Here is a 22,179-nt window from a genome sequence, read left to right as displayed (position 1 = left end):
GCAAGCGCGCACGCACTACGAATATCTCCTGAAGGACAAAACTCATGAGTACCCCTCCCGACATGAAGTTCCTCATCGTCGATGACTTCTCCACCATGCGCCGCATCGTGCGGGGGCTGTTGAAGGAGATCGGCTACAACAACGCCGAGGAGGCCGAAGACGGGGCCGTGGCGCTGCAGATGCTCAAGAACGGCAAGTTCGACTTTGTCGTCAGCGACATCAACATGCCCAACATGAACGGCTTCGATCTGCTGGCGTCGATCAAGGCGGATGACTCGCTGAAGCATCTGCCGGTGCTGATGGTGACCGCCGAGGCCCGCAAGGAAGACATCGTGCGTGCGGCGCAAGACGGCGCGGCCGGCTACATCGTGAAGCCCTTCACCAAGGCGACCTTGGAAGAGAAGGTCGTCAAGATCATGCAGAAGCTGGGCAAGTGAGAGAAAGGCCGGTGACGAAGATGGACAACAACACCACCCCTTCCCGCGGCACGACGTCGCCCGAGGTATTCCAGCAGCTCGGCGAGATGACGCGCCAGTTGCACGACACCCTGGCCCAGCTCGGCTTCATGCCCAAGCTCGGTGAGATCACTGACAGCCTGCCCGACGCCCGCAGCCGCTTGACCTACATCGCCGAGAAGACCGGCGAGGCGGCCGAGAAGGTGCTGAACCTGGTCGACAAGGCGAAGGCCGAGCAGTCGCACATCGCATCGGAGACGCGCCGTATCGGCGCCGCCATCGTGGCTGACCCCGTGAAGGCGGTGGCTCGCGGCGACGTGCTGAATTTCGTCGGCGATGTCGAATCGGCGACGGCGCGCGTGGACCAGCATCTGACCGACATCATGATGGCGCAGGACTTCCACGACCTGACCGGCCAGGTGGTGGCCAAGGTCGTGAAGCTGGCGGCCGACATTGAAGATCAACTGGTGAAGCTGCTGCTGCAGACGGCGCCGCAGGACCAGGTGCACAAGGTCGAGCAGACCTTCCTGAACGGGCCGGTGGTGAATCCGGAAGGACGCACCGATGTGGTGGCCAACCAGGAGCAGGTGGATGACCTGCTGGCAAGCTTAGGATTCTGACCCTCGAAGGTCAGGGGAGAGGGGAAAACGCCTCGCGGGGGACCGCGGGGCGTTTTTTTTGGTGTTTGTGGTTTTCTGGTTTTCTGGTTGGTTAGTTGGTTAGTTGGTTAGTTGGTTAGTTGGTTAGTTGGTTAGTTGGCGTTGCCTGGTATCGCCCCTGCGGGGCGAGCGCCCTTCGGGCGGTGCCGGGATGTGCGCCCGGCGGCGCACCTACTTTCTTTGCGTCGCCAAAGAAAGTAGGCAAAGAAAGGCGACCCGGGTGCGGCGCCCCTTCGCTGCGCGAAGGGGTGCTCTGCGGTGCTCGCGACGGGAAGGCGGCTGCGGAACTCGCCCTTTTTGAAGAGCGCCTGCGCGCTCTTCAAACGGAGCTCAGACAGTCCTCGCCGACCCCGCGCTGCGCGCGGGGCAACCTTCCCGTCGCTGCGCTCCTCGACGCCGCACACGGGAGGGGGAGAGGCGCGGCTCGCTGCGCATCGCCTGGAAAGGCTGCCTCTTCCTGCGGAAGAGGATCGCGGAGGACTGGTGCGGGCGGGGGACATCGATGGCAAGCCGCTAGAAATCTGGGCGAAGCACTAGCCCTGCCGATCGCGATCCCAGTCCGAGCACGAGCACAGCGAGGTGCGCCGCACGCCAAGGTTGAGGCCAACGCCAAAACCCCGCTGGTTGACCCCCTCTCCCTCGGGGAGAGGGTGGGGGAGTGGGTCGTCTGACTGGTGAACGGGTCCCCTTATGACGAGCTGAGCAGCGCAGGGGTGGGCGGAAAAAGAAGGGCCGACTGTCTGAGCCCGAAGGGCGAGTTTGAGGCCCTTCCCGCCCGCCCCGAGCAGCGCAAGGCACCCCCGGCGCAGCCGGGGGCGAGGATTAGGGTCGCCTTCTTTGGCCTACCTTTCTTGGCGAGACAAGAAAGGTAGGTGCGCCGCCGGGCGCACATCCCGGCACTCGCCCGCAGGGCGATCGCCCCAACGGGGCGAATACAACCTCAGCAAGCGCGAAATCCTCCACAAGAGCAAACCCGCCACTCCCTCAACCCTTCAACGCCGCCGCCTTCAACGCCTCATCCACCCGCCTGAACACCGGCTGGTGTAGCGAACGCGCATGTCGCGGCCAGTGCTTCCAGGCCTGCTCCAGTTCTGCCCGCTACGCGCGCCGTGTCTGAAAGTCCCCCATCGCGGCCGCCCAGATCGCGTACTCGGCACGCGGCTCCACCCCGGGAAACGAGACACGGCGGCAGGGCAGGAGTGAACAAATCCGCAGTTCAGCCCAGGAGTGGCAGGCGGCGAGCAAAAGTTCTCACCTGCCTCACCCCTGGCGCTCCCCATCCTTCCTCATCAGCCACCCCGGCTCAAAGACAGGCTCCCTTTCCCCCTCTATTCCCCCTTAAGTTCACCCGCCTCCATTTCGACAATGGCGAGACCCAAATCCTGCCCTCGCCATGTCCCAACAAGACCAGCAAGACCGCAACCTACCGGCCTCCGAGCGGAAGATCCGCAAGGCCCGGGAGGAGGGCCAGGTCGCGCGCTCGCGGATGCTGGGCCATTTCCTGATCGTCGCCGCCGGCCTCGCGCTGATGACGGCCGGCGCCGGCAAGATGTCGGGCTGGATGCAAGAGATCCTGGCCAGCGGCCTGCGTTTCGCCGTCGCCGACGTGGCCTCCGGCGCCCAGATGGGCGAGAGGCTCAGCGTCGCGGCGCTGAAATTCCTGTGGGTGGTGCTGCCCATCGGCGTGATCATGACTTTCGTCACGGTCGGCGGCAGCCTCGCCTCGGGCGGCTGGAACTGGACCATGAAGCCGCTGTCGCCCAAGTTCTCCAAGCTCAACCCGATCACCGGGCTGCCGCGCATCGTCTCCAAGGACCAGCTGATGGAAGCCTTGAAGGCCTGCGGCATGGCCTTGCTGATCGGCAGCATCGGCGGCGCCTATCTCTATCAGAAGATCGGCGCGTTCCAGAACGCGCTGAGCATGGCCTTGCCAGCTGCCGTCGCCGAGCTGAGCCAGCTGCTGCTGGGCGGCCTTGGCCTGATGCTGCTGGCGCTCGGCGTGGTGGCGCTGATCGACATCCCGCTGCAGCGGCACAAGCTGATGAAGCAGCTGAAGATGTCGCACCAGGAAGCCAAGCAGGAGCACAAGGAGAGCGAGGGCAACCAGGAAGTCAAGGCCAAGATGCGCGCCCGCATGCGCGAGGCCGCCAACCGCCGCATGATGGCCGCGGTGCCGCGCGCCGACCTGGTCGTGATGAACCCGACCCACTACGCCGTCGCGCTCAAGTACGAAGAAGGCAAGATGGCCGCGCCGCGGGTGGTGGCCAAAGGCGCCGACCTGCTCGCGATGCAGATCCGCGACCTGGCGCGCGACCACAAGGTGCCCGTGCTGCAGGCCCCGATGCTGGCGCGTGCGCTCTACGCCCACGCCGAGGTCGACCGCGAGATCCCGATGGCGCTCTACAGCGCCGTCGCGCAAGTGCTCGCTTACGTCTACCAACTGCGCGCCGCGATGGCGGGCCGGGGCTCGATGCCCGGTGCGCTGCCCGAACTCAACGTGCCGGTGGAACTCGACCCGCACCACGGCAAAACGCTGTCTGACGACGACAACGACGACAACAACAACGACCGCGAGGAGACCGCCTGATGAACCCGACCCTGCGCCAGTTCCAGTCGGTGCTCGGCGGCTTGCCGATCAAGGCGCTGGCCGCGCCGCTGGTGGTCGTGCTGATCCTGGCGATGATGGTGCTGCCATTGCCGCCGTTCGCACTCGACATGCTGTTCACCTTCAACATCGCCATCGCGCTGATGGTCATGATGGTGTCGGCCTACATGGTGCGGCCGCTCGACTTCGCGGCTTTCCCGGCGGTGCTGCTGCTGACCACGATGCTGCGGCTGTCGCTCAACGTCGCGTCGACCCGGGTCGTGCTGCTCGAAGGCCACACCGGCACCGGCGCGGCGGGGCAGGTGATCGAGTCGTTCGGCCACTTCCTGATCGGCGGAAATTTCGCGGTCGGCTTGATCGTGTTCGCGATCCTGGTGGTGATCAACTTCATCGTCGTGACCAAGGGCGCGGAGCGGATCGCCGAGGTGAGCGCGCGCTTCACGTTGGACGCGATGCCCGGCAAGCAGATGGCGATCGACGCCGATTTGAACGCCGGCCTGATCGACGAGAAGGAAGCCAAGCGACGCCGTGCCGAAGTGGGCGACGAGGCGGAATTTTTCGGCTCGATGGACGGTGCGTCGAAATTCGTGCGCGGCGACGCGGTGGCCGGCATCCTGATCCTGGTGATCAACATCATCGGCGGCTTGATCGTCGGCATGGTGCAGCACGGGCTGGGCATCGGCCAGGCGGCCGACAGCTACATCCTGCTGGCCGTCGGTGATGCGCTGGTGGCGCAGATTCCGGCCCTGCTGATCTCGATCGCGTCGGCCATGGTGGTGTCGCGCGTCGGCAAGGACCAGGACGTCGGCAGCCAGATCATGCGGCAGCTGTTCAACACGCCGCGCGTGCTGGGGCTGACCGGCGCCATCATCGGCTTCCTTGGCGTGATCCCGGGCATGCCGCATTTCACGTTTCTGGGGATTGCCGGCGCTTTCGGCTACGGCGCGTGGTGGATGCACCGGCGCAACGAAAAGGCCAAACACCAAGCCGAGCTGGCACCGCCCGCGCCCGCCGCCAACCCGAACGCCGAGGCGAGCTGGGACGACCTGCAGCCCGTGGACACGCTGGGCCTGGAGGTGGGCTACCGGCTGATCCAGCTGGTCGACAAGGAGCGCCAGGGCGATCTGCTGGCGCGCATCAAGGGCGTGCGGCGCAAGTTCGCCCAGGACGTCGGCTTCTTGCCGCCGGCGGTGCACATCCGCGACAACCTCGAACTCAAGCCGAGCGTGTACCGCATCACCTTGCGCGGCGCGGTGATCGGCGAAGGTGAGTGCTTCCCCGGCATGTTCCTGGCGATCAACCCGGGCCACGCCAACACGCCGCTGATCGGCACGCAGACCACCGATCCGGCCTTCGGGCTGCCCGCCGTGTGGATTGAGGAGCGCCAGAAAGAAAGCGCGCAAATGGCCGGATTTACGGTTGTTGATTCCTCGACCGTGGTGGCCACCCATCTTTCACACTTGATGCAAGTTCAAGCGGCCAAGTTGCTCGGCCGCAGCGAAACACAGCAACTGGTGGAACACGTGACGAAGCTTGCCCCGCAACTGATGGAAGACGTGGTGCCGAAGATGGTCGGCGTCGCGACGCTCCAGCGCGTGCTGCAGCTGCTGCTCGAAGAATCGGTCCATATCCGCGACATGCGCACCATCGTCGAATCGCTTGCCGAACATGGCGCCACGATCACCGACCCGGGTGAACTGGCCAAGCGCGTGCGCATCAGCCTGGCCCCGGCGATCGTCCAGCAAATCTACGGCCCGGCCAAGGAGCTCGACGTGATTGCGATCGAGCCCGAGCTGGAGCGCCTGATCACCCAGGCCCTGTTGTCGCCGCACGGCGCGGCGCTCGACCCGGGCGTGGCCGAAACGCTGACCAAGTCGGCCGCGCAGGCCTCGAAGAAGCAGGAAGACCTGGGCGTGCCCGCCTGTTTGCTGGTACCCGACATGATCCGCGCCCCGATGGCCCGGCTGCTGAAGCGCGCCGCGCCCCGCCTGAGCGTGCTCGGCCACAGCGAAATTCCTGAAACCCACACGATCCGCATCGGTTCGATCATCGGAGCCCACGCATGAACGTCAAGCGCTTTGTCGCGCGCACCTCGCGCGACGCACTCGTGCAAGTGCGCCAGGCCTTCGGCGACGAGGCCGTGATCCTGTCGACCCGGCCCTGCGCCGAAGGGGTCGAAGTGCTGGCGATGGCGCCGGACAGCGTGGCGGCGATCGAGAAGTTCCAGTCGACCGCAGCTGCCGCCCCCGCCGCGACGCCGCGTCTGCCGGCTGCAGCAGCGCCTGCGCGCCGCGCCGCCGCGATGCCGGCCGAGCCGCAAGCCGCCGCTGCGCCGCGTGCGCCGGTGGATGGCGACGTCGAACAGCTGGCGATGAGCACGCTGTCGTTCCAGGACTATGTGCGCGAGCGCATGCTCAAGCGCCGCCAGGCCGCGCAGCAGCCGCAGCAGCAAGCCGCTCCGACGCCGGCAGCCCTGCCGCGCGCCGCAGCCCCCGCGGCCAGCGCCGCACCGCTGCCGCTCGAACAGCGCCTGGCCGAGCGCGCCGCATTGCGTCAGGCCGAGCGCATCGCCGCCGAATCCGCACAGCAGCATCAGCCGAAGCAAACGCAGCGCGCGCTGCTGGCCGATGACAGCCACTACGGCGCTGGTGCCTTGTCGCTGCACGACGACGCCGCCTGGCATGCCCCGGCCGCCGTGCAGGCCGCTGCCCCCGTGATGCCGGCGCTCGCCAGCCAGGCCGACCACGAACAGCGCACCATGCTCAACGAGCTGCGCCAGATGAAAGGCCTGATCGAAGAGCGCTTCGGTGCGCTGGCCTTCATGGAAAAGCTGCAACGCAACCCGCATCAGGCCAAGCTGACGCAGAAGCTGCTCGATTGCAGCTTCTCGCCGGCCCTGATCCGCAAGCTCGCTGCCGGCACGCCGGCCGACGTGGCCGACCTGGACGCCTGGGTCGCCAGCGTGCTGCAACGCAACCTGCTGACCGGCGAAGCCGAACCGGCGCTGGAAGATCAAGGCGGCGTCTACGCGATGGTGGGCTCCACCGGCGTCGGCAAGACCACCACCACCGCCAAGCTGGCGGCGGCCTTCGCGGCCAAGTACGGCGCGTCCAACCTCGGCCTGATCACGCTCGACGCCTACCGTGTCGGTGCGCACGAGCAGCTGCGGGCCTATGGCCGCATCATCGGCTGTGCGGTGCACACCGCCCACGACCGCCCGGCGCTGGAAGACCTGCTCGACCTGCTCTCGGCCAAGAAGATGGTGTTGATCGACACCGCCGGCATCGCCCAGCGCGACAGCCGCACCCAAGAGTTGCTCGAGATGGTCGGCCATCGCAGCATCCAGCGCCTGCTGGTGGTGAACGCCGCGTCGCAAGGCGAGACCATCGAAGACGTGCTGCTGGCCTACCGTGCCAACCAGTGCAAGGGTGTGGTGCTGTCCAAGCTCGACGAGGCCGTCAAGCTGGGCCCGGCACTCGACGCGATGATCCGCCACAAGCTCAAGGTGCTCGGCGTGGCCAACGGCCAGCGTGTGCCCGAAGACTGGCACCGCATGTCGTCCCACGCGCTGGTGCACCGCGCCTTGCGCGGCGGCGGCAGCTCGGCCTACCGGCTCGACAGCGACGACGTGAATTTGGTGTTTACCGCACCGCCGCAGCGCAGCGCCGCGGTGCAGCAACACAACATCGGCGGGGGCGCCCATGCTTGAGCGCGGTTTCGACCAAGCCCACGGCCTGCGCCGCTTGTTCGCCCATCACACGGTGCATTTGCTGCCGGTGGTCGCCAACCCCTACGCGACCAGCAGCCACGTGCTGCTGGAAGGCCTGTGCCAGGGCCTGGCGGCCCAAGGGCTGCACACCCTGGTGGTGGACGGCGTTGCCAGCCGCTACACCACCGGCGTGGACGTGGCCGCGGCGATCGCACGCGACCTCGACCTCGGCCAGTGGATCGACGAATTCGACACCCATACCTCGGTGCTGGCGGCCGGCGGTTCGCTGGCCCGTTTCACCGAGGTGAGCGAAGGTCGCTCTGCCTTGCTGTTCGAGGCCCTGCGGGAAGCGGCGCCGTCGGCCGACGTGATCGTCTTCCATGCCGACGCCGCGGTGTTGAGCGCGCTGTTCGGCCACCGCCGGGTGCGGCCGCTGGTGTTCACCGGCGACGACGCGCAGAGCCTGAAGCATGCCTACGCGTCGATCAAGATCCTCGCCCAATACGGCGGGCTGCTCGACCACGCGGTGGTGATGGACGCCACCGAGCAGGCCATCGGCGTGCCGCCCGCGGCACTGCGACTGGTGCGCTGCGTCAGCGACTTTCTCGGCGGTGAGGCGCACCTGGTGGCGCTGACCAGCACGGCCAACGACAACGAACATGTGCTCGCGCAGGCGCTGCACCAGCTCTCGATGAATCTTTTGCACTATGCGCTGCCGTTCTCGTTGCAGGACGGCGAGAACGGGACGTGGGGGGCGATGCCGTCCTCCGACGCCCGCGCACACCAGCAGCAGCACCACCACCATCGCGGCGCCTCGGCGGCCGCGACCTCCGTCACCCACGCGTTCAACTGATCTCCGGAGCGCCACTTCATGTACACCGCCAAGGGCCGCCTCGACCAGAACTCGATGCTGCAGCAGTACAGCCCGCTGGTGCGGCGTCTTGCCCACCAGATGATTGCGAAGCTGCCGGCCAATGTGGAGATCGACGACCTGATCCAGGTCGGCATGATCGGCCTGAACGACGCCTTGAGCCGCTTCGACGCAGCACAGGGCGTGCAGTTCGAAACCTTCGCCACCCAGCGCATCCGCGGCGCCATGCTCGACGAGCTGCGCGGCGCCGACTGGATGAGCCGCGGCACCCGCAAACAGCAGCGCACCATCGAGGCGGCGGTGCACCGTCTCGAGCAGAAGCTCGGGCGCCCGCCGCATGAAAGCGAAATCGCCAAGGAACTGGGCGTGACGCTCAGCGACTACCAGGACATGTTGAACAAGGTGCGCGGCACGCAGCTGGTGTACCTGGAGGACATGAGCAGCGACAACGGCGACGACGATTACCTCGATCGCCATGTCAGCGACAAGGACGCCGACCCGCTCAGCCAGCTCAACGACCACCGCTTGCGCAGCGCCCTGGTGGACGCGATCAAAACCCTGCCCGAGCGGGAGCAGTACGTGATGAGCATGTACTACGAGCAGGACATGAACCTGAAGGAAATCGCCGCCGTGCTCGGCGTCACCGAGTCGCGCGTGTGCCAGCTGCACAGCCAGTCGATCGCCCGCTTGCGCGTCAAACTCCGCGAGTGGTGAACCCGGGCGGCGCGGTCGCGAGGGCGACCCGCCAGCCTCTCCCCGGCAGATGAGCCGGGGGCCGATGCCATCCTGGCGCCCGCCGTCTTCTGCTCGGCGGTTGTTCTCATCCCCACCAAGTCCTCTCGTCTCTTGCGGCCGCGGCTGCAAGAGGCCGACCCGCGGCGTCGGCCACGGTGCCATTGCCGGCCGACCTTCAGGTGTCGGCAGCCCCTCGCGGCGTCTCCCTCCACCCCTGCGTGCCCTCTCTGCAGGGCCTTGGCCGGCTGCTGACACCGCTGCTGACGCCCGCAGGCCCTCCCGCCAGTCCTCCTGCCAAATCTGTCCGTTGGTCGCGCGTTGATGGCCGCTGGGTCGACGTGGGAGCCTGTCGCAGATCGTCCCCGTTAGGGTCGCCCCCGCAACGAAACTGAAGTGTGTGGGCGCTTGCGGGCGTGCAGGGCGTGTCTGCCATGGGGCAGTACGGCGCGCCGTGCAAGCCCCCGGCGCAGGGTATGGGTGAAATTTTGCAACCCGGAGGCGGGCCGTCAAGCAAACGGCGTTCCCGCAATTCCGTCAAGCTGCAACCCGCCCCCAATGTAGGGGGACCCGCGTTGTGTTCCCCACACCATCAGAATGAAAAGTCCCCCTAACCGGGGAACGATCGCCGATCATTCGTTGTGTGCGCTCGCTTAGCCGCGAGACCAATTTGCAACAGGACGTGTGGCGCATTTGGTAACAACGGAAGCCCGAACGGAATCCCCAGGGAGCCACGTTTCCATCGCTCACCGGACATCGGGAGGCATCTCTTCATGAAGGCAACTTTCACCCCGTCACGCTTGGCTCGCACGCTCGTCGTCGCAGCGGCGGCGATCACGGTGGCCCCGGCCACCTGGGCGGCGGTCCAGCACCATTACCACGTGACCGATCTCGGCAATGTCTCGGGCGCCAGCCTGAACGATGCCGGGCAGGTGGTGGGCACCCGAGAGCGCGCCGGCGGCGGCGTCACCAGCTTCGTCTGGGACGCGAAGGCCGGTTTCCTCGACATCGGCTCCAGCACCGGTCTGTCGGTCGTCGCCACCGACATCTCGTCGAACGGCACGGTGGTCGGCCACTCCTACGGCAATGGCCAGAGCGCCTCGCCCTTCGTCTGGAACCGACAGAAGGGTCTGCAGAAGATCAACCTGCCGGCGTCGGCCCTCTATGGCGAAGCGGTCAGCATCAACGACCACGGCACCGTCTTGTTGAAGGTGCGCTTCTCCAACGCCGACAGCATCTACACCTGGAGCGCCGGCAGCGGCCTGAAGCCCTTGCTGCAAGGGGCGCCCGACGGCGTCGGCTTCTTCCCGACGGCGATCAACAACAACGGCGCCGTCACCGGCTACAACGGCAGCACCACACCGCCCAACCCCTTCGTCGTGTCGGGCCAGGGCCGCAAGACCGACTTCGGCACCCCGGGCGGTACCTGGGCCGGCCCGGCCGGTATCAACGGCAATGGCTGGGTGGTCGGCACCGGCGCGATCGCCGGTGGCGAGGAGATCTGCGACGAATGGGGCTCCTGCTGGATCGAAGAGAACCGGCATGCCTTCGTCTGGAACGCCGAAACGGGTTTCATCGACCTCGACGCGGGCAAGAAGGGGGTCGACAGCTTCGGCTCGGCGATCAACGACAAAGGCCAGGTCGTCGGCCTGACGATCGGTGAGGGCGCCTTCGTCTGGCAAAGTGGCAAAAAGACGTTCTTGAACAGCGTGCTGATCGAGGACGGTTATGTCGTGACCGACCCGCGCGCCATCAACAACCAGGGGCAGATCCTCGCCTTCTCGCAGGACGGCCGCACGGTGCTGCTGTCGCCGGCACCGGAACCCGAGACCATCGCGTTGTTCGTCGTGGGCCTGGGTGCACTGGCCTGGCGTGCACGCCGGCGCCAGTTGCGCGCGGCACAAGCCTGATCCGGCTCGCCGCTCGCCATGCAAAACGGCCGCATCTGCGGCCGTTTTGTCTTTTGTTTGTTCTATCTTCTTTTTGTTCTGTCTTCTTGTTTTCTTTTTGACGAAAACTGGAAGCAGCGTGGCGTCAGCGGGTCAGGCGCGGATCAAACCACCGCGCGGGCCGTTGCCGTAAGTGGCGCTGCCGGGCTGACCGGAATATACGACGTCTTGGGTTCGCGGCATCAGCACATCCATCGCGCGGTCCAGCGCGGCGGTGGCGCGCGCCAGACTTTCCCGTTGTGCGGCCACCTGCCCGGTGGCGCTCACCAGGCGCTGGCGCAAGGCCGGAGGCACTCGCCCGCGGCGCGCGGCCTGGCTGAACGCATCGACGGCCTGGGTCAGGGCGCGATGCAAATCGGAAGCAGACTGCTCGACGGCGCTGCTGTCTCGTGCCAGCAGCGCCTGTCCGAGGGCCTGGAGGCGGGCCTCCACGGCCTGAACCACGGGTTCGAGCTCACGGTCACCAGGGCCGGACGTCGCTTGGGGGGACAACATGACGCGGGTCGCTAAGGTCAAGGGTCGGGCGGAGCCGGCCGAATCGGCCGGTGTGATCAGTGTGCGGTGCGGTCGAGCAACTCGCGCGCATTGGCGATCAGCTTGTCGGCGATCACCTCCGGATTGACCCGGAAGGTGCCGTTGGCAATCGCCTGCTTCATCGCGTTGACCTTGTCGACGTCGAATTCGGCGTTGCCCGACATCAGGCTGGCCGCAGTGCTCGACAGTTTCACGGTCGCGCTCTCGGTGCTGCCCGCGGCAGGTGCTGCTGCAGGCTTGGGGGCGGCAGCATTTGCCGCCGCGTCGCCCGACGCCGTCCGCTGCGTTGCAGAGGGGGTCGCCGTGAGCGAGGGGGTCTCAATGTGGTTGCCGATTTTCATGACCTTCTCCTTGACCGGTTGGAAGACGATGTCGCGTCCGCCATGGACGGTATTTCGTCAGACACGCGCCGGACTTTAGGGTTGGGCCTGAAAAAAATTCGACCGACCGTGCGGGCTGCGGATGACGCCTGCCCACCTTGCCGATCCTCAGACCGCCCATCTGCCCTCCAGAGCCGTCCGTCCTCATAACGGGACCTCGACGGTGCGCTCGGCGCTCGCAAAGCCCGTGATGATACGGCCGCTGTCAGTGCGGATGCGAACGGCTTGGCCTTCGAGACCTGGCGCCATCGCGCGGCCTTCGCCATGGACCGTGAAGCCCTGGCCGACCGCGATGACTTTGACAGTATCTCCAATGCCGAACCATTGTTTCGGCCGCAAATCGCTGAGCTTGAGCACCTCCCCCTCAACCAGGGGGCGCGCCAGTGTCCGGCCCGCCACGACACCGGCATCGGTGACGGCAGGAGAAACAGCGGCGGCGAGATCGGTCTCGCCGCGCTGCAGGTGGTCCAGGCTGAGGACCGTGCCCGCCGACAGCGGGCCGCGGGCCACCCAGGCCTCGGCGAAGACGCGCACCGTCACCGGCAGGAACACGTTCCAGCGCGTCGGCCCTTCCACGCAGCGCACGCCGATCCGCGTGCGCCCCCAGGGCCTGAGGCCAGCCGGCATGTAGGGCTCCATGCGGACGCACGGAGCCAGCTTGAGCCGGCTGTCCAGCTCGCCCACGCTCACCTCGATGCGGGTGAAGCGCGGCGCGGGAGATCCCGCTGCGGCTGCAGTCTTCTGTCGAGCATGAGCTTGCGCGGCTTCGCGCAGCGTGGTCTCGATGTTTGCCGTCACTTCTCCGGCCGTCGCGCTGCCCGCGACCCCGCCCCACAGCGCCAGCGACAGGCCGGCGATGTGCAGCAGGGGACGCGGAGCAGGCTTCATTCGGTTCGGTGCGACAACGTTTGACGGAACGTGACTGTAGAGAGACGGCGCTGGCCGTAGGCAGGGAATTGCGTCCGTTTTGCCCTGCTATTCGGGCTCATGTTCCGGCGGCGGATCCAGACAATGCCTTCCATCGAGTCCTGCGACCTGACCCGAGCAGATGAGGACAGGCGCAGGCAGGCACTTACTAGGGGTTTGCCATGTTCGACCGGATCGCGAGCTCGCTGAATTTCCAGGCGGAAGCGCTGGTGCTGCGTTCTGAGCGGCAACGCCTGATCGCCAGCAACATCGCCAACGCCGACACGCCCGGCTACGTGGCGCGTGACATGAACTTCGCGCAGCAGCTGAAACAGGCGACCGAGGGCCCGGGCTCCGGCGGCACCGGCGCGCGTGTTCTGTCGACCAGCGCGCCCGGGCACATCACGAACAGCGTCAACGGCCGGGCACCCGTCGAGCTGACCTACGCGCAAGCCTCGCAGACCAATCTCGACAGCAACAGCGTCGACATGGACCGCGAGCGTGCCAACTTCGCCGACAACTCGGTGCGCTACGAAGCGACGCTGCGCTTTATCAACGGCAGCGTGCGCACGATGCTGTCGGCCATCACCGGCCAGTAACGCGCGGGTCTGGAGATACACCATGTCGATGTTCAAGATTTTCAATATCTCCGGCAGCGCCGTCAGCTCGCAGTCGCAGCGGCTCAATGTCGTGGCCAGCAACCTGGCCAACGCGGACACGGTCGCTGGCCCCGACGGCCAGGCCTACAAGGCGCGCCAGGTGGTGTTCCAGACCGTGCTGATGGGCGAGGCCGGCGCGGCCGGCGTCAAGGTCAACCAGGTCACCGAAGACCAGACCCCCGGCCGGCGCGTGCACGACCCTGCGCATCCGCAGGCCGACGCGCAAGGTTATGTGACCTTCAGCAACGTCAATGCGGTCGAGGAGATGGTCAACATGATCTCGGCCTCGCGCTCGTACCAGAACAACGTCGAAGTGATGAACACGGCCAAGTCGCTGCTGCAGAAGACGCTGCAGATGGGCCAGTGACGCCACCCACCCCCGCCGCGACTGAAAGGCCACGATGACCACCACCTCCGTCAGCAACTCCGCGACGACCTCCAGCAAGCTGAACGAGCTGTACGCCGGCAGCGCCGTCGACAGCAGCAAGGACCCCTCCGCCCAGGACCGCTTCCTGAAGCTGCTGGTGACGCAGATGCAGAACCAGGACCCGCTCAACCCGATGGACAACGCCCAGGTGACCAGCCAGATGGCGCAGATCCAGACCGTCAGCGGCATCGAGAAGCTGAACACCAGCCTGGGCACGATGAGCACGTCTTTCCTGCAGGGCCAGGCCATGCAGGGCGCGTCGCTGATCGGCCGCGACGTGCTGGTGGCGGGTTCGAGCATGGCGATCAACGAAGGCCAGGGCCGTGCGGCGTTCGAACTCGACGGCAAGGCCGACAAGGTCACGGTCGAGATCACCGGTGCCGCCGGCCAGGTGCTCGACACGATTTCGCTGGGTGGCCTGGAAGCCGGCCGGCACCACTTCGCCTGGAAGACCGAGGACGGCACGCCGCCCGAATCGGTGAACTTCCGCGTTACCGCGTCGTCCGGCGCGAGCGCCGTGGCCGCCACCACCTACAGCCGCGAGACCGTCGGCGCCGTCAGCACGACGGCCAACGGCCTGGAGCTGGACCTCGCCAACGGCACCACGGTGTCGTACGGCAAGGTCGCCGGCGTCCTGAACCCCTGATCCGCCACCGCACCCGAACCCCAGACCAAGGAACACCACCATGGGTTTTCAGCAAGGACTCTCCGGCCTGAACGCATCGAGCAAGAACCTCGATGTCATCGGCAACAACGTCGCGAACGCCGGCACCTTCGGTGCCAAATCGGCGCGCGCCGAATTTGCCGACATGTACGCCAGTGCGATGAACGGCGCCGGCGCCAACAGCATCGGCATCGGTGTCCAGCTCGCGTCGGTGGCGCAGCAGTTCACGCAGGGCAACATCACCACCACCGAGAACTCGCTCGACCTGGCGGTCAACGGCAGCGGCTTCTTCCAGGTGGCTGACATCTACCGCGACCCCAACGCCGCGCCGACCGCGCCGCCGCAGGTCGCCAGCCCGCCGATGTACTCCCGCAATGGCCAGTTCAAGCTGGACCGCAGCGGCTACATCGTCAACAACCAGAACCAGGCGCTGCTCGGCTACATGGCCGACACCAACGGCTTGATCGCGCCGCAGCAGGCCCGCCCGCTGCAGCTGCCGACCGCCGGCATCAACCCGCAGGCCACCAACGCGATCAACCTCGAGTTCAACCTCGACTCGCGCGCCGGCGTGACGCAGCCGGCCGCCGGCAGCATCAACTTCACCGACCCGCTGACCTACAACAACGCCACCTCGGTGACGGTGTACGACGCCAAGGGCCAGGACGTTGCGCTGACCTACTACTTCCAGAAGACCAACGCCGACACCTGGGACGTCTTCGCCACGGCCAACGGCGACACCTTGCTGGCTGACGGCGGCGGCAACCCGGCGCCGATCGCCACCATCAGCTACCCGCCCAACACCGGCGGCAACCCGGTGGCCCCGGACGGCTCGGTCCAGTACTACCTGGCCGGCGGCGGCACCTCGACCGACGGCCGCATCCCGCTGGAAGTGCCGGCCACCACCAAGGCCGACGGCAGCACCACGCTGGCGATCACCGGGCTGACGCTGGACATGAACGGCGCCACCCAGTACGGCACCACCTTCGGCGTCACCAACCTGACGCAGAACGGCTACGCCGCCGGCCAGCTGGTGGGCGTGACGATCGACGACAGCGGCATCGTGATGGCGCGTTTCTCGAACGGCCAGTCCAAGCCTGCGGCCCAGCTCGAACTCGCCACCTTCCGCAATCCGCAAGGCCTGCAGCCCCTGGGCGGCAACGCCTGGGCGGCGACCTATGCCTCGGGCGACCCGACGCTGAGCGTGCCGGGCTCCGGCAGCATGGGTGTGCTGCAGTCGGGCGCGCTGGAAGAGTCGAACGTCGACCTGACCGCCGAGCTGGTCAACATGATCACCGCGCAGCGCGCCTACCAGGCCAACGCGCAGACCATCCGCACGCAGGACCAGGTCTTGCAGACGCTGGTCAGCCTGCGTTGATATCGCCGCTGCAAGCGCCGTGACCCCACGCTGACGAGGAGCCGCCGTTATGGACCGCATGATCTATCTGTCGATGACCGGCGCCAAGGCGACGATGCAGCGACAGGAGACGCTGGCGAACAACCTCGCCAACGTCTCCACCGTCGGCTTCCGTGCCGAGCTGCAGGCGTTCCGGGCCGTGCCGGTGCGCGGCGACGGCGCCAGCACGCGCGTCTACGCGCTGGAAACCACCACCGGCTATGACGACAGCACCGGCACCTTGCAAAACACCGGCCGACCGCTCGACGTGGCGATGCAGGGCAACGCCTGGCTGGCGGTGCAGGGCATGGACGGCACCGAGGCCTACACCCGCAACGGCGCCCTCACGGTGGCGGCCGACGGCACGCTGATGACCCACAACGGCCTGACCGTGCTAGGCGACGGCGGGCCGATCCAGGTGCCGCCGAACGCGCAGGTGTCGATCGCCCCGGACGGCACCTTGGGCGCCAAGACCGGCAACGGCCCGATCACGCCGATCGGCCGGCTCAAGATGGTGACGCCCGAAGCGCCTTTGCAGCGCGGCGCCGACGCCTTGTTCCGTGCGGCCGACGGCAACGAGTTGCCGGCTGACCCGAACGCCCGTTTGCAAGACGGCGCGCTGGAAGGCTCGAACGTCAGCGCCGTCGAGACCATGGTTTCGATGATCGCCGCCGCCCGCCAGTTCGAGGCGCAGATGAAGATGCTGCAGACCGCCGAACGCAACGAGCAGAGCGCGACCAAGCTGCTGTCGCAAAGTGGCGCCTGACGCGTCGCGACCTGAAGAATTGAACTGACGATCTGGACCGAAAGAGGCACCCGACATGATGCGTTCCCTGTGGATCTCGAAGACCGGCATGGAGGCCCAGCAGGTGCAGCTGGACCATGTCTCGCACAACCTCGCCAACGTCGCCACCACCGGCTACAAGCGTGCCTCGGCCCAGTTCGAGGACCTGATGTACCAAAACCTGCGGCAAAGCGGCGCCAATTCGAGCGAGCAGACCACGCTGCCGACCGGCCTGCAGGTCGGCCTGGGCACCCGCGCGGTGGCCACCGCCCGCAGCTTCACGCAGGGCAATCTGCAGCAGTCGGGCAATCCGCTCGACGTCGCGATCAACGGCAACGGCTTTTTCCAGATCCAGATGCCCGACGGCACCATCGGCTACAGCCGTGACGGTTCGTTCAAGACCGACGCCAACGGCCAGCTGGTGACCAACAACGGCTATGGGGTTGCCCCCGGCATCACCGTGCCGCCCAACACCCAGAGCATCACGGTCGCACCGGACGGCACGGTCAGCGCCACCGTGCAGGGTTCGGCCCAACCAGTCGTGCTGGGCAATCTGCAGCTGGCCACCTTCGTGAACCCGGGCGGTCTCGAGCCGCGCGGGCAGAACCTGTACGTCGAAACCGCCGCCTCCGGCACGCCGCAAGCCGGCGCCCCCGGCGCCGACGGCATGGGCACGCTGCAGCAGGGTTTTCTGGAGACGTCCAACGTCAACGTGGTCGAGGAGCTGGTCGGCATGATCCAGACCCAGCGCGCCTACGAGCTGAACTCCAAGGCCATCCAGACCTCCGACCAGATGCTGCAGCGGCTGACCCAGCTGTGATGAGGACCTGACACGATGAACACCCTGCGTGCCCTGGCACTCGCCGCCGCTGCCCTGATGACCGGCTGCGCCACGATGGACCCCAAGGTCGACGTGGTCGAGCCGACCACGATACGCCCGCAACCCGCGGTCGCTGCCCCCGCGCCGGTCGCCACCGGTTCCATCTTCCAGGCTGCGGCCTACCGGCCGATGTTCGAGGACCACCGGGCCCGCGTGCCCGGCGACACGATCACCGTCAACATCAACGAGCGGGTGCAGGCCAGCCAGAAGTCGTCGACCACGGTCGACAAGCAGGGCTCGGTCGAGGCGGGCGTCACCGCGCTGCCGTTCCTGAGCCCCAATTCCTTCAACCGCGCGAGCGCGACGGGGAATTCGGCCAACACCTTCGCCGGCAAGGGCAACACCGAAAGCAGCAACAATTTCACGGGCACCATCACCGCGACCGTGATCGACGTGCTGCCGAACGGGCATTTGGTGATTGCCGGCGAAAAACAGATCGGTTTGAACAAGAACGTCGAGGTGATGCGCTTTTCCGGGCGCGTCGACCCGCGCTCCATCCAGCCGGGCAATTCGGTGTCGTCGGCGCAGATCGCCGACGCGCGCATCCAGTACAAAGGCCAGGGCCAGCAGGCCGAAGCGCAGGGAATAGGCTGGTTGGCACGGTTCTTTTTGAACGTTCTGCCGATGTGATCCCGGCCAATACTTCCCTTAAGTAAGTGGGAAGTTGGCCGATGAACACGATCCTCAAGTTTTTGGTTGGCGCCGCGGGCGCATGCATCCTGGCGCTGCCGATGTCGGCGCAGGCGCTGCGCATCAAGGAAGTCGCCGGCGTCGCCGGCGTGCGCACCAACCAGTTGGTCGGCTACGGCCTGGTCGTGGGCCTCGACGGCACCGGCGACCAGACCACCCAAACGCCGTTCACCACCCAAAGCACGATGGCGATGCTCCAGCAGATGGGCGTCACCGTGCCGCCCGGCACCAACATGCAGCTGCGCAACGTGGCCGCCGTGATGGTGACCGCACAGCTCCCCGCCTTCGCCCAGCCCGGCCAGGCCATCGACGTCAACGTCTCGTCGATGGGCAACGCCAAGTCCTTGCGCGGCGGCACGCTGATAGCCACGCCGCTGAAGGGCGCCGACGGCCAGATCTACGCGCTGGCCCAGGGCAACCTGGTGGTCGGCGGCGCCGGCGCCTCGGCTGGCGGCTCCAAGGTGCAGATCAACCACCTGAGCGCCGGCCGCATCCCGGCTGGCGCCAGCGTCGAGCGCAGCGTCCCCACCTCGTTGCAGTCCGGCGAGTTCCTGCAACTCGACTTGAACGCGGCCGATTTCAACACCGCCCGCCAGGTCGCCCAGGCCATCAACCGTGCCAAGGGCGAGGGCAGCGCCGAAGCACTCGACGGCCGTGTCGTGCGCGTGCGCGCGCCGCAGGCGGCGGGCGAGCGCGTCGCCTTCCTGGCTGACATCGAAAACCTGCCGATCGACGTGGCGGCGCCGTCCGCCAAGGTGGTGCTGAACGCCCGCACCGGCTCCATCGTGATGAACCAGGCGGTGACGCTGGGCGCTTGTGCCGTGGCGCACGGCAACCTGTCGGTCAGCATCAGCTCGACGCCGGTGGTCAGCCAGCCCGGCCCTTTGAGCGGTGGCCAGACCGTGGCCGGCGAGAAGGCCGACATCCAGGTCAAGCAAGACGACGGCGCGATGCTCGAGATGCCGGCCGGCACCAAGCTGACCGACGTCGTCAAGGCGCTGAATGCCCTCGGCGCCACCCCGCAAGACCTGCTCGCCATCCTGCAGGCCATCAAGGCCGCCGGCGCGCTGCAGGCCGAGCTGGAAGTGATCTGATGACCCTGCTGCTGCCCCACGGAGCCCGCCCATGATCGACTCCTCACGCCTGCCGACACAAGGTCTGGGCAACGACAGCCGTTCGCTCGACGCGCTGCGCGCCAAGTCCGCCAAAGACCCGAAGGCCGCCATCCAGGAGGCGGCCAAGCAGTTCGAGACGGTGTTCATGCAGGAGATCATGAAAAGCATGCGCTCGGCTTCGATGAAGTCGGGCATGCTGGACAACGAAGGCTCCGAGATGGGCAGCGAGATGCTGGACACGCAGTACGCCAACAAGATGAGCGGCCTGCCCGGCGGGCTGGCCGACGTCATCGCCAAGCAGCTGGCGCGCAGCATGGGCGGCGTGCCGGCCGCGGCAGGCGCCGCGGCGCCGGTGCGCCCCGCGGCCCAGCCCTTGCAAGACCTGCAATCGTCGGCCGCCCCGTCGCGCGTGGGCGGCAAGCAGGGCGAGTTCCTGCGCACCCACCGCGCCGCGGCCGAGGTGGCGTCGCGGGAAACCGGCATCCCGGCCGAGTTCGTGCTGGCCCAGGCCGCGCACGAATCGGGCTGGGGCAAGCGCGACATCCGCATGCCCGACGGCAGCCCGTCGCACAACCTGTTCGGCATCAAGGCCGGCAGCAGCTGGAAGGGCAAGGTCGCCGAGGTCACGACCACCGAGTACATCAACGGCCAGCCGCGCAAGGTGGTGGCGAAGTTCCGCGCCTACGAGTCGGCGGAAGACGCCTTCCGCGACTACGCCCGGCTGTTGAAGCACAACGACCGTTATGCCGACGTGGTGCGCCAGGGCGGCAATGCCCAGGCCTTCGCGCAGGGTCTGCAGAAGGCCGGCTACGCCACCGACCCGGCCTATGCCGACAAGCTGACCCGCATCATCAACACCACGCTGCGCCTGCAGCGCACCGTGACCTGAGGAGGCGCGCATGGCCGGACTGCTCAGCCTGGGAACGCGCGCGATGTTCGCGTCGCAAGCCCAACTCAATACCACCGCTGCCAACATTTCCAACGCCAACACGGCCGGCTATTCGCGCCAGACCGTGCAGCTGGAGACCGCCGGCGGCCAGTACAGCGGCGCCGGCTTCTTCGGCAAGGGCGTCAACATCACGACGGTCAGTCGGGCCCACAACGACCACCTGAGCACCGAGGTGGCCACCACCGGCGCGGTGGCGTCGGCCGACGCGGCGCGGCTCGACCAGCTGCAGCGGATGGAGAACGTCTTCAAGCTCGGCGAGAACGGCCTCGGCTTCTCCGCCGGCAAGCTGCTCAACTCCTTCACCGACGTGGCCAGTGCGCCGCGCGATGCCTCGGCGCGCCAGGTGGTGCTGTCCAACACCGAAGAGTTGGCCTCGCGCTTTCGCAACACCGCTGGCGAGCTGACCAGCCTGCAGGCCGGTGTGACGCAGGACCTGAAGACGCAGGTCACGGCGGCCAATGAACTGAGCAAGCGCATCGCCGACCTCAACCAGCAGATCGCCCGCGTCAAGGGCCTGGGCCACGCGCCCAACGACCTGCTGGACCAGCGTGAACAGCTGATCAACGAGCTCGGCCAATACGTCGCGGTCACGCAGATCCCGGCCGACGACGGCACGATGGGCCTGTTCATCGGCGGCGGCCAGCGGCTGGTGCTGGGCAACAGCGCGCTGGAACTGGTCGCCGCGCCCAATGCCTACGATGCCAACCAGGTCACGCTGGGCATCAAGGAGGCAGGCGTGGTGCGCCCGGTGCCCGAGAACTCGCTGAGCGGCGGCTCCATCGCCGGGCTGCTGCGCTTCCAGGCCACCGACCTCGCGGCCGCCTTCAACGAGATCGGCCGCATGGCGGTGGTGTTGTCGACCCGCATCAACGAACAGCAGGCGCTGGGTGTGAACCAGCTGGGTGCCACCGGCGGCCCGCTGCTCGAATTCGGCAGCGCCCGTGTGCTGCCCAACACCAACAACACCGGCAGCGCGTCGCCAGCGCTGACCATCAGCGACGCGACGCAACTGCAGGCCAGCGACTACGAGCTGCGTTTCGACGGCGCGGCCTGGCAGCTGACCCGGTTGAACGACGGCAGCAGCTGGCCTTACACGCCCGGCACCGAGCGCGACGGCCTGACGCTGCTGCCTGGCGCCGGGGCCGCGGCGGGCGACCGCTTCCTGCTGCAGCCGACGCGCTTGGCCTCGACGGATGTGCGCGTGGCCACCAAGGACCCGCGTGACATCGCGGCCGCCTCGCCGGTGATCGGCGAGGTCGCGAGCACCAACCGGGGCACGGTCGGCGTGGGCAGCCTGCTGCCCAAGCAGGCCGACCCGGCGCTCGGCTCGGCACTCACGCTGACCTTCATGTCGCCCACCACCTACAGCCCGGACGGCGGCGCGACCACCTTCGCCATCGTGCCCGGCCAACCCATCAGCCTGAACGGCTGGGAGTTGAGCCTGACCGGGACACCCGCGGCAGGCGATGTCATCAACATCCGCCCGGTCGTGCCGCCGGCGACCAACAACGGCAACGCGCTGGCCATGCTGGCCCTGCGCGAGGAAAAGATGGTCAACGGCGCCAGCATCACCGACGCCTATGCAAGTGCGATTGGCGACGTCGGCGTGCGGGTGCAGGGCGCCGAGGCCGCGACCAAGATGTCCGAAACCATTGCGAAGGACGCACTGGGAGCGCGCAACAACCTCTCGGGGGTCAACCTCGACGAGGAGGCCGCCCGGTTGATCCAGTTCCAGCAAAGCTACCAGGCGGCAGCCAAGGTGCTGCAGATCGCCCAGTCGGTGTTCGACACACTGCTGCAAACGGCGGCCGGCTGATG

Annotated in this window: 21 protein-coding genes; 18 read left to right on the top strand and 3 right to left on the bottom strand. The window is 67.2% G+C overall.

Features of this window, described 5'->3' with window-relative positions; genetic code table 11:
• Nucleotides 1-44 precede the first annotated feature (44 nt).
• The 8 genes from cheY to AAW51_RS21350 all read left to right on the top strand — a co-directional run bounded on the left by cheY (nucleotide 45) and on the right by AAW51_RS21350 (nucleotide 10,941).
• A complete protein-coding gene (gene cheY, locus AAW51_RS21385) occupies nucleotides 45-437 on the top strand; it encodes a chemotaxis response regulator CheY (RefSeq protein WP_047196222.1) in 393 nt (130 codons plus the stop codon).
• A gap of 20 nt (nucleotides 438-457) precedes the next feature.
• Nucleotides 458-1,075 (top strand): protein phosphatase CheZ, encoded by a 618-nt coding sequence (locus tag AAW51_RS21380; protein WP_047196221.1) that lies wholly within the window; start codon nucleotides 458-460, stop codon nucleotides 1,073-1,075.
• A 1,432-nt stretch (nucleotides 1,076-2,507) separates the two neighbouring features.
• Entirely contained in the window at nucleotides 2,508-3,701 is a 1,194-nt protein-coding gene (locus AAW51_RS21375) for an EscU/YscU/HrcU family type III secretion system export apparatus switch protein (RefSeq protein WP_047196220.1), read from the top strand.
• Nucleotides 3,701-5,785 carry a flagellar biosynthesis protein FlhA gene (flhA, locus tag AAW51_RS21370; RefSeq protein WP_047196219.1) on the top strand — a complete coding sequence of 695 codons (2,085 nt, stop codon included), beginning with the start codon at nucleotides 3,701-3,703 and terminating at the stop codon, nucleotides 5,783-5,785. The genes AAW51_RS21375 and flhA overlap by 1 nt, the downstream gene beginning before the upstream one ends.
• On the top strand, nucleotides 5,782-7,428 hold the full coding sequence (gene flhF, locus AAW51_RS21365; RefSeq protein WP_047196218.1) for a flagellar biosynthesis protein FlhF: 1,647 nt from the start codon (nucleotides 5,782-5,784) through the stop codon (nucleotides 7,426-7,428). The genes flhA and flhF overlap by 4 nt, the downstream gene beginning before the upstream one ends.
• A complete protein-coding gene (locus AAW51_RS21360) occupies nucleotides 7,421-8,281 on the top strand; it encodes a MinD/ParA family ATP-binding protein (RefSeq protein ID WP_047196217.1) in 861 nt (286 codons plus the stop codon). The genes flhF and AAW51_RS21360 overlap by 8 nt, the downstream gene beginning before the upstream one ends.
• Nucleotides 8,282-8,299: 18 nt before the next feature.
• Nucleotides 8,300-9,013 carry an RNA polymerase sigma factor FliA gene (locus AAW51_RS21355; RefSeq protein WP_047196216.1) on the top strand — a complete coding sequence of 238 codons (714 nt, stop codon included), beginning with the start codon at nucleotides 8,300-8,302 and terminating at the stop codon, nucleotides 9,011-9,013.
• Nucleotides 9,014-9,804: 791 nt separating this feature from the next.
• Complete coding sequence (locus AAW51_RS21350; protein WP_047196215.1) at nucleotides 9,805-10,941, top strand: PEP-CTERM sorting domain-containing protein; 1,137 nt, start codon at nucleotides 9,805-9,807, stop codon at nucleotides 10,939-10,941.
• Nucleotides 10,942-11,073: 132 nt separating this feature from the next.
• Here AAW51_RS21350 and AAW51_RS21345 read toward each other — a convergent pair whose 3' ends face one another.
• The 3 genes from AAW51_RS21345 to flgA all read right to left on the bottom strand — a co-directional run bounded on the left by AAW51_RS21345 (nucleotide 11,074) and on the right by flgA (nucleotide 12,782).
• Nucleotides 11,074-11,475 (bottom strand): hypothetical protein, encoded by a 402-nt coding sequence (locus AAW51_RS21345; protein ID WP_047196214.1) that lies wholly within the window; start codon nucleotides 11,473-11,475, stop codon nucleotides 11,074-11,076.
• A gap of 56 nt (nucleotides 11,476-11,531) precedes the next feature.
• A complete protein-coding gene (flgM, locus tag AAW51_RS21340; RefSeq protein ID WP_047196213.1) occupies nucleotides 11,532-11,855 on the bottom strand; it encodes a flagellar biosynthesis anti-sigma factor FlgM in 324 nt (107 codons plus the stop codon).
• Between the two features lie 183 nt (nucleotides 11,856-12,038).
• Nucleotides 12,039-12,782, bottom strand: a complete 744-nt coding sequence (flgA, locus tag AAW51_RS21335; protein ID WP_047196212.1) for a flagellar basal body P-ring formation chaperone FlgA — start codon at nucleotides 12,780-12,782, stop codon at nucleotides 12,039-12,041.
• A gap of 200 nt (nucleotides 12,783-12,982) precedes the next feature.
• Between flgA and flgB the strand changes: the two genes are divergently transcribed.
• From flgB to flgK, 10 genes are read left to right on the top strand one after another with little or no spacing between them, the layout of a single operon-like run.
• Complete coding sequence (gene flgB / locus AAW51_RS21330; RefSeq protein WP_047196211.1) at nucleotides 12,983-13,399, top strand: flagellar basal body rod protein FlgB; 417 nt, start codon at nucleotides 12,983-12,985, stop codon at nucleotides 13,397-13,399.
• A gap of 22 nt (nucleotides 13,400-13,421) precedes the next feature.
• The gene (flgC, locus tag AAW51_RS21325) at nucleotides 13,422-13,826 is read left to right on the top strand and encodes a flagellar basal body rod protein FlgC (protein ID WP_047196210.1); all 405 of its coding nucleotides are present in this window, start codon (nucleotides 13,422-13,424) and stop codon (nucleotides 13,824-13,826) included.
• Nucleotides 13,827-13,860: 34 nt separating this feature from the next.
• A complete protein-coding gene (locus AAW51_RS21320) occupies nucleotides 13,861-14,532 on the top strand; it encodes a flagellar hook assembly protein FlgD (RefSeq protein ID WP_053013833.1) in 672 nt (223 codons plus the stop codon).
• Between the two features lie 40 nt (nucleotides 14,533-14,572).
• Nucleotides 14,573-15,925 carry a flagellar hook protein FlgE gene (gene flgE, locus AAW51_RS21315; protein ID WP_047196209.1) on the top strand — a complete coding sequence of 451 codons (1,353 nt, stop codon included), beginning with the start codon at nucleotides 14,573-14,575 and terminating at the stop codon, nucleotides 15,923-15,925.
• 49 nt (nucleotides 15,926-15,974) lie between these two features.
• Nucleotides 15,975-16,709 carry a flagellar basal-body rod protein FlgF gene (gene flgF / locus AAW51_RS21310; RefSeq protein WP_047196208.1) on the top strand — a complete coding sequence of 245 codons (735 nt, stop codon included), beginning with the start codon at nucleotides 15,975-15,977 and terminating at the stop codon, nucleotides 16,707-16,709.
• 55 nt (nucleotides 16,710-16,764) lie between these two features.
• Nucleotides 16,765-17,547, top strand: a complete 783-nt coding sequence (gene flgG / locus AAW51_RS21305; protein ID WP_047196207.1) for a flagellar basal-body rod protein FlgG — start codon at nucleotides 16,765-16,767, stop codon at nucleotides 17,545-17,547.
• 15 nt (nucleotides 17,548-17,562) lie between these two features.
• Nucleotides 17,563-18,237: a flagellar basal body L-ring protein FlgH gene (locus tag AAW51_RS21300; protein ID WP_047196206.1), complete on the top strand. Its 675-nt coding sequence runs from the start codon at nucleotides 17,563-17,565 to the stop codon at nucleotides 18,235-18,237.
• A gap of 41 nt (nucleotides 18,238-18,278) precedes the next feature.
• Nucleotides 18,279-19,391, top strand: coding sequence for a flagellar basal body P-ring protein FlgI (locus tag AAW51_RS21295; RefSeq protein ID WP_083438489.1), 1,113 nt, complete (start codon nucleotides 18,279-18,281; stop codon nucleotides 19,389-19,391).
• 31 nt (nucleotides 19,392-19,422) lie between these two features.
• Nucleotides 19,423-20,301 (top strand): flagellar assembly peptidoglycan hydrolase FlgJ, encoded by an 879-nt coding sequence (flgJ, locus tag AAW51_RS21290; protein ID WP_047196205.1) that lies wholly within the window; start codon nucleotides 19,423-19,425, stop codon nucleotides 20,299-20,301.
• A gap of 10 nt (nucleotides 20,302-20,311) precedes the next feature.
• Entirely contained in the window at nucleotides 20,312-22,177 is a 1,866-nt protein-coding gene (flgK, locus tag AAW51_RS21285) for a flagellar hook-associated protein FlgK (RefSeq protein ID WP_047196204.1), read from the top strand.
• Nucleotides 22,178-22,179 lie beyond the last annotated feature (2 nt).

The organism is Caldimonas brevitalea (assembly GCF_001017435.1).
In the GTDB taxonomy this organism is placed as follows: Bacteria; Pseudomonadota; Gammaproteobacteria; order Burkholderiales; family Burkholderiaceae_C; genus Caldimonas; species Caldimonas brevitalea.
This window is presented reverse-complemented; position numbering and strand designations above follow the sequence as displayed.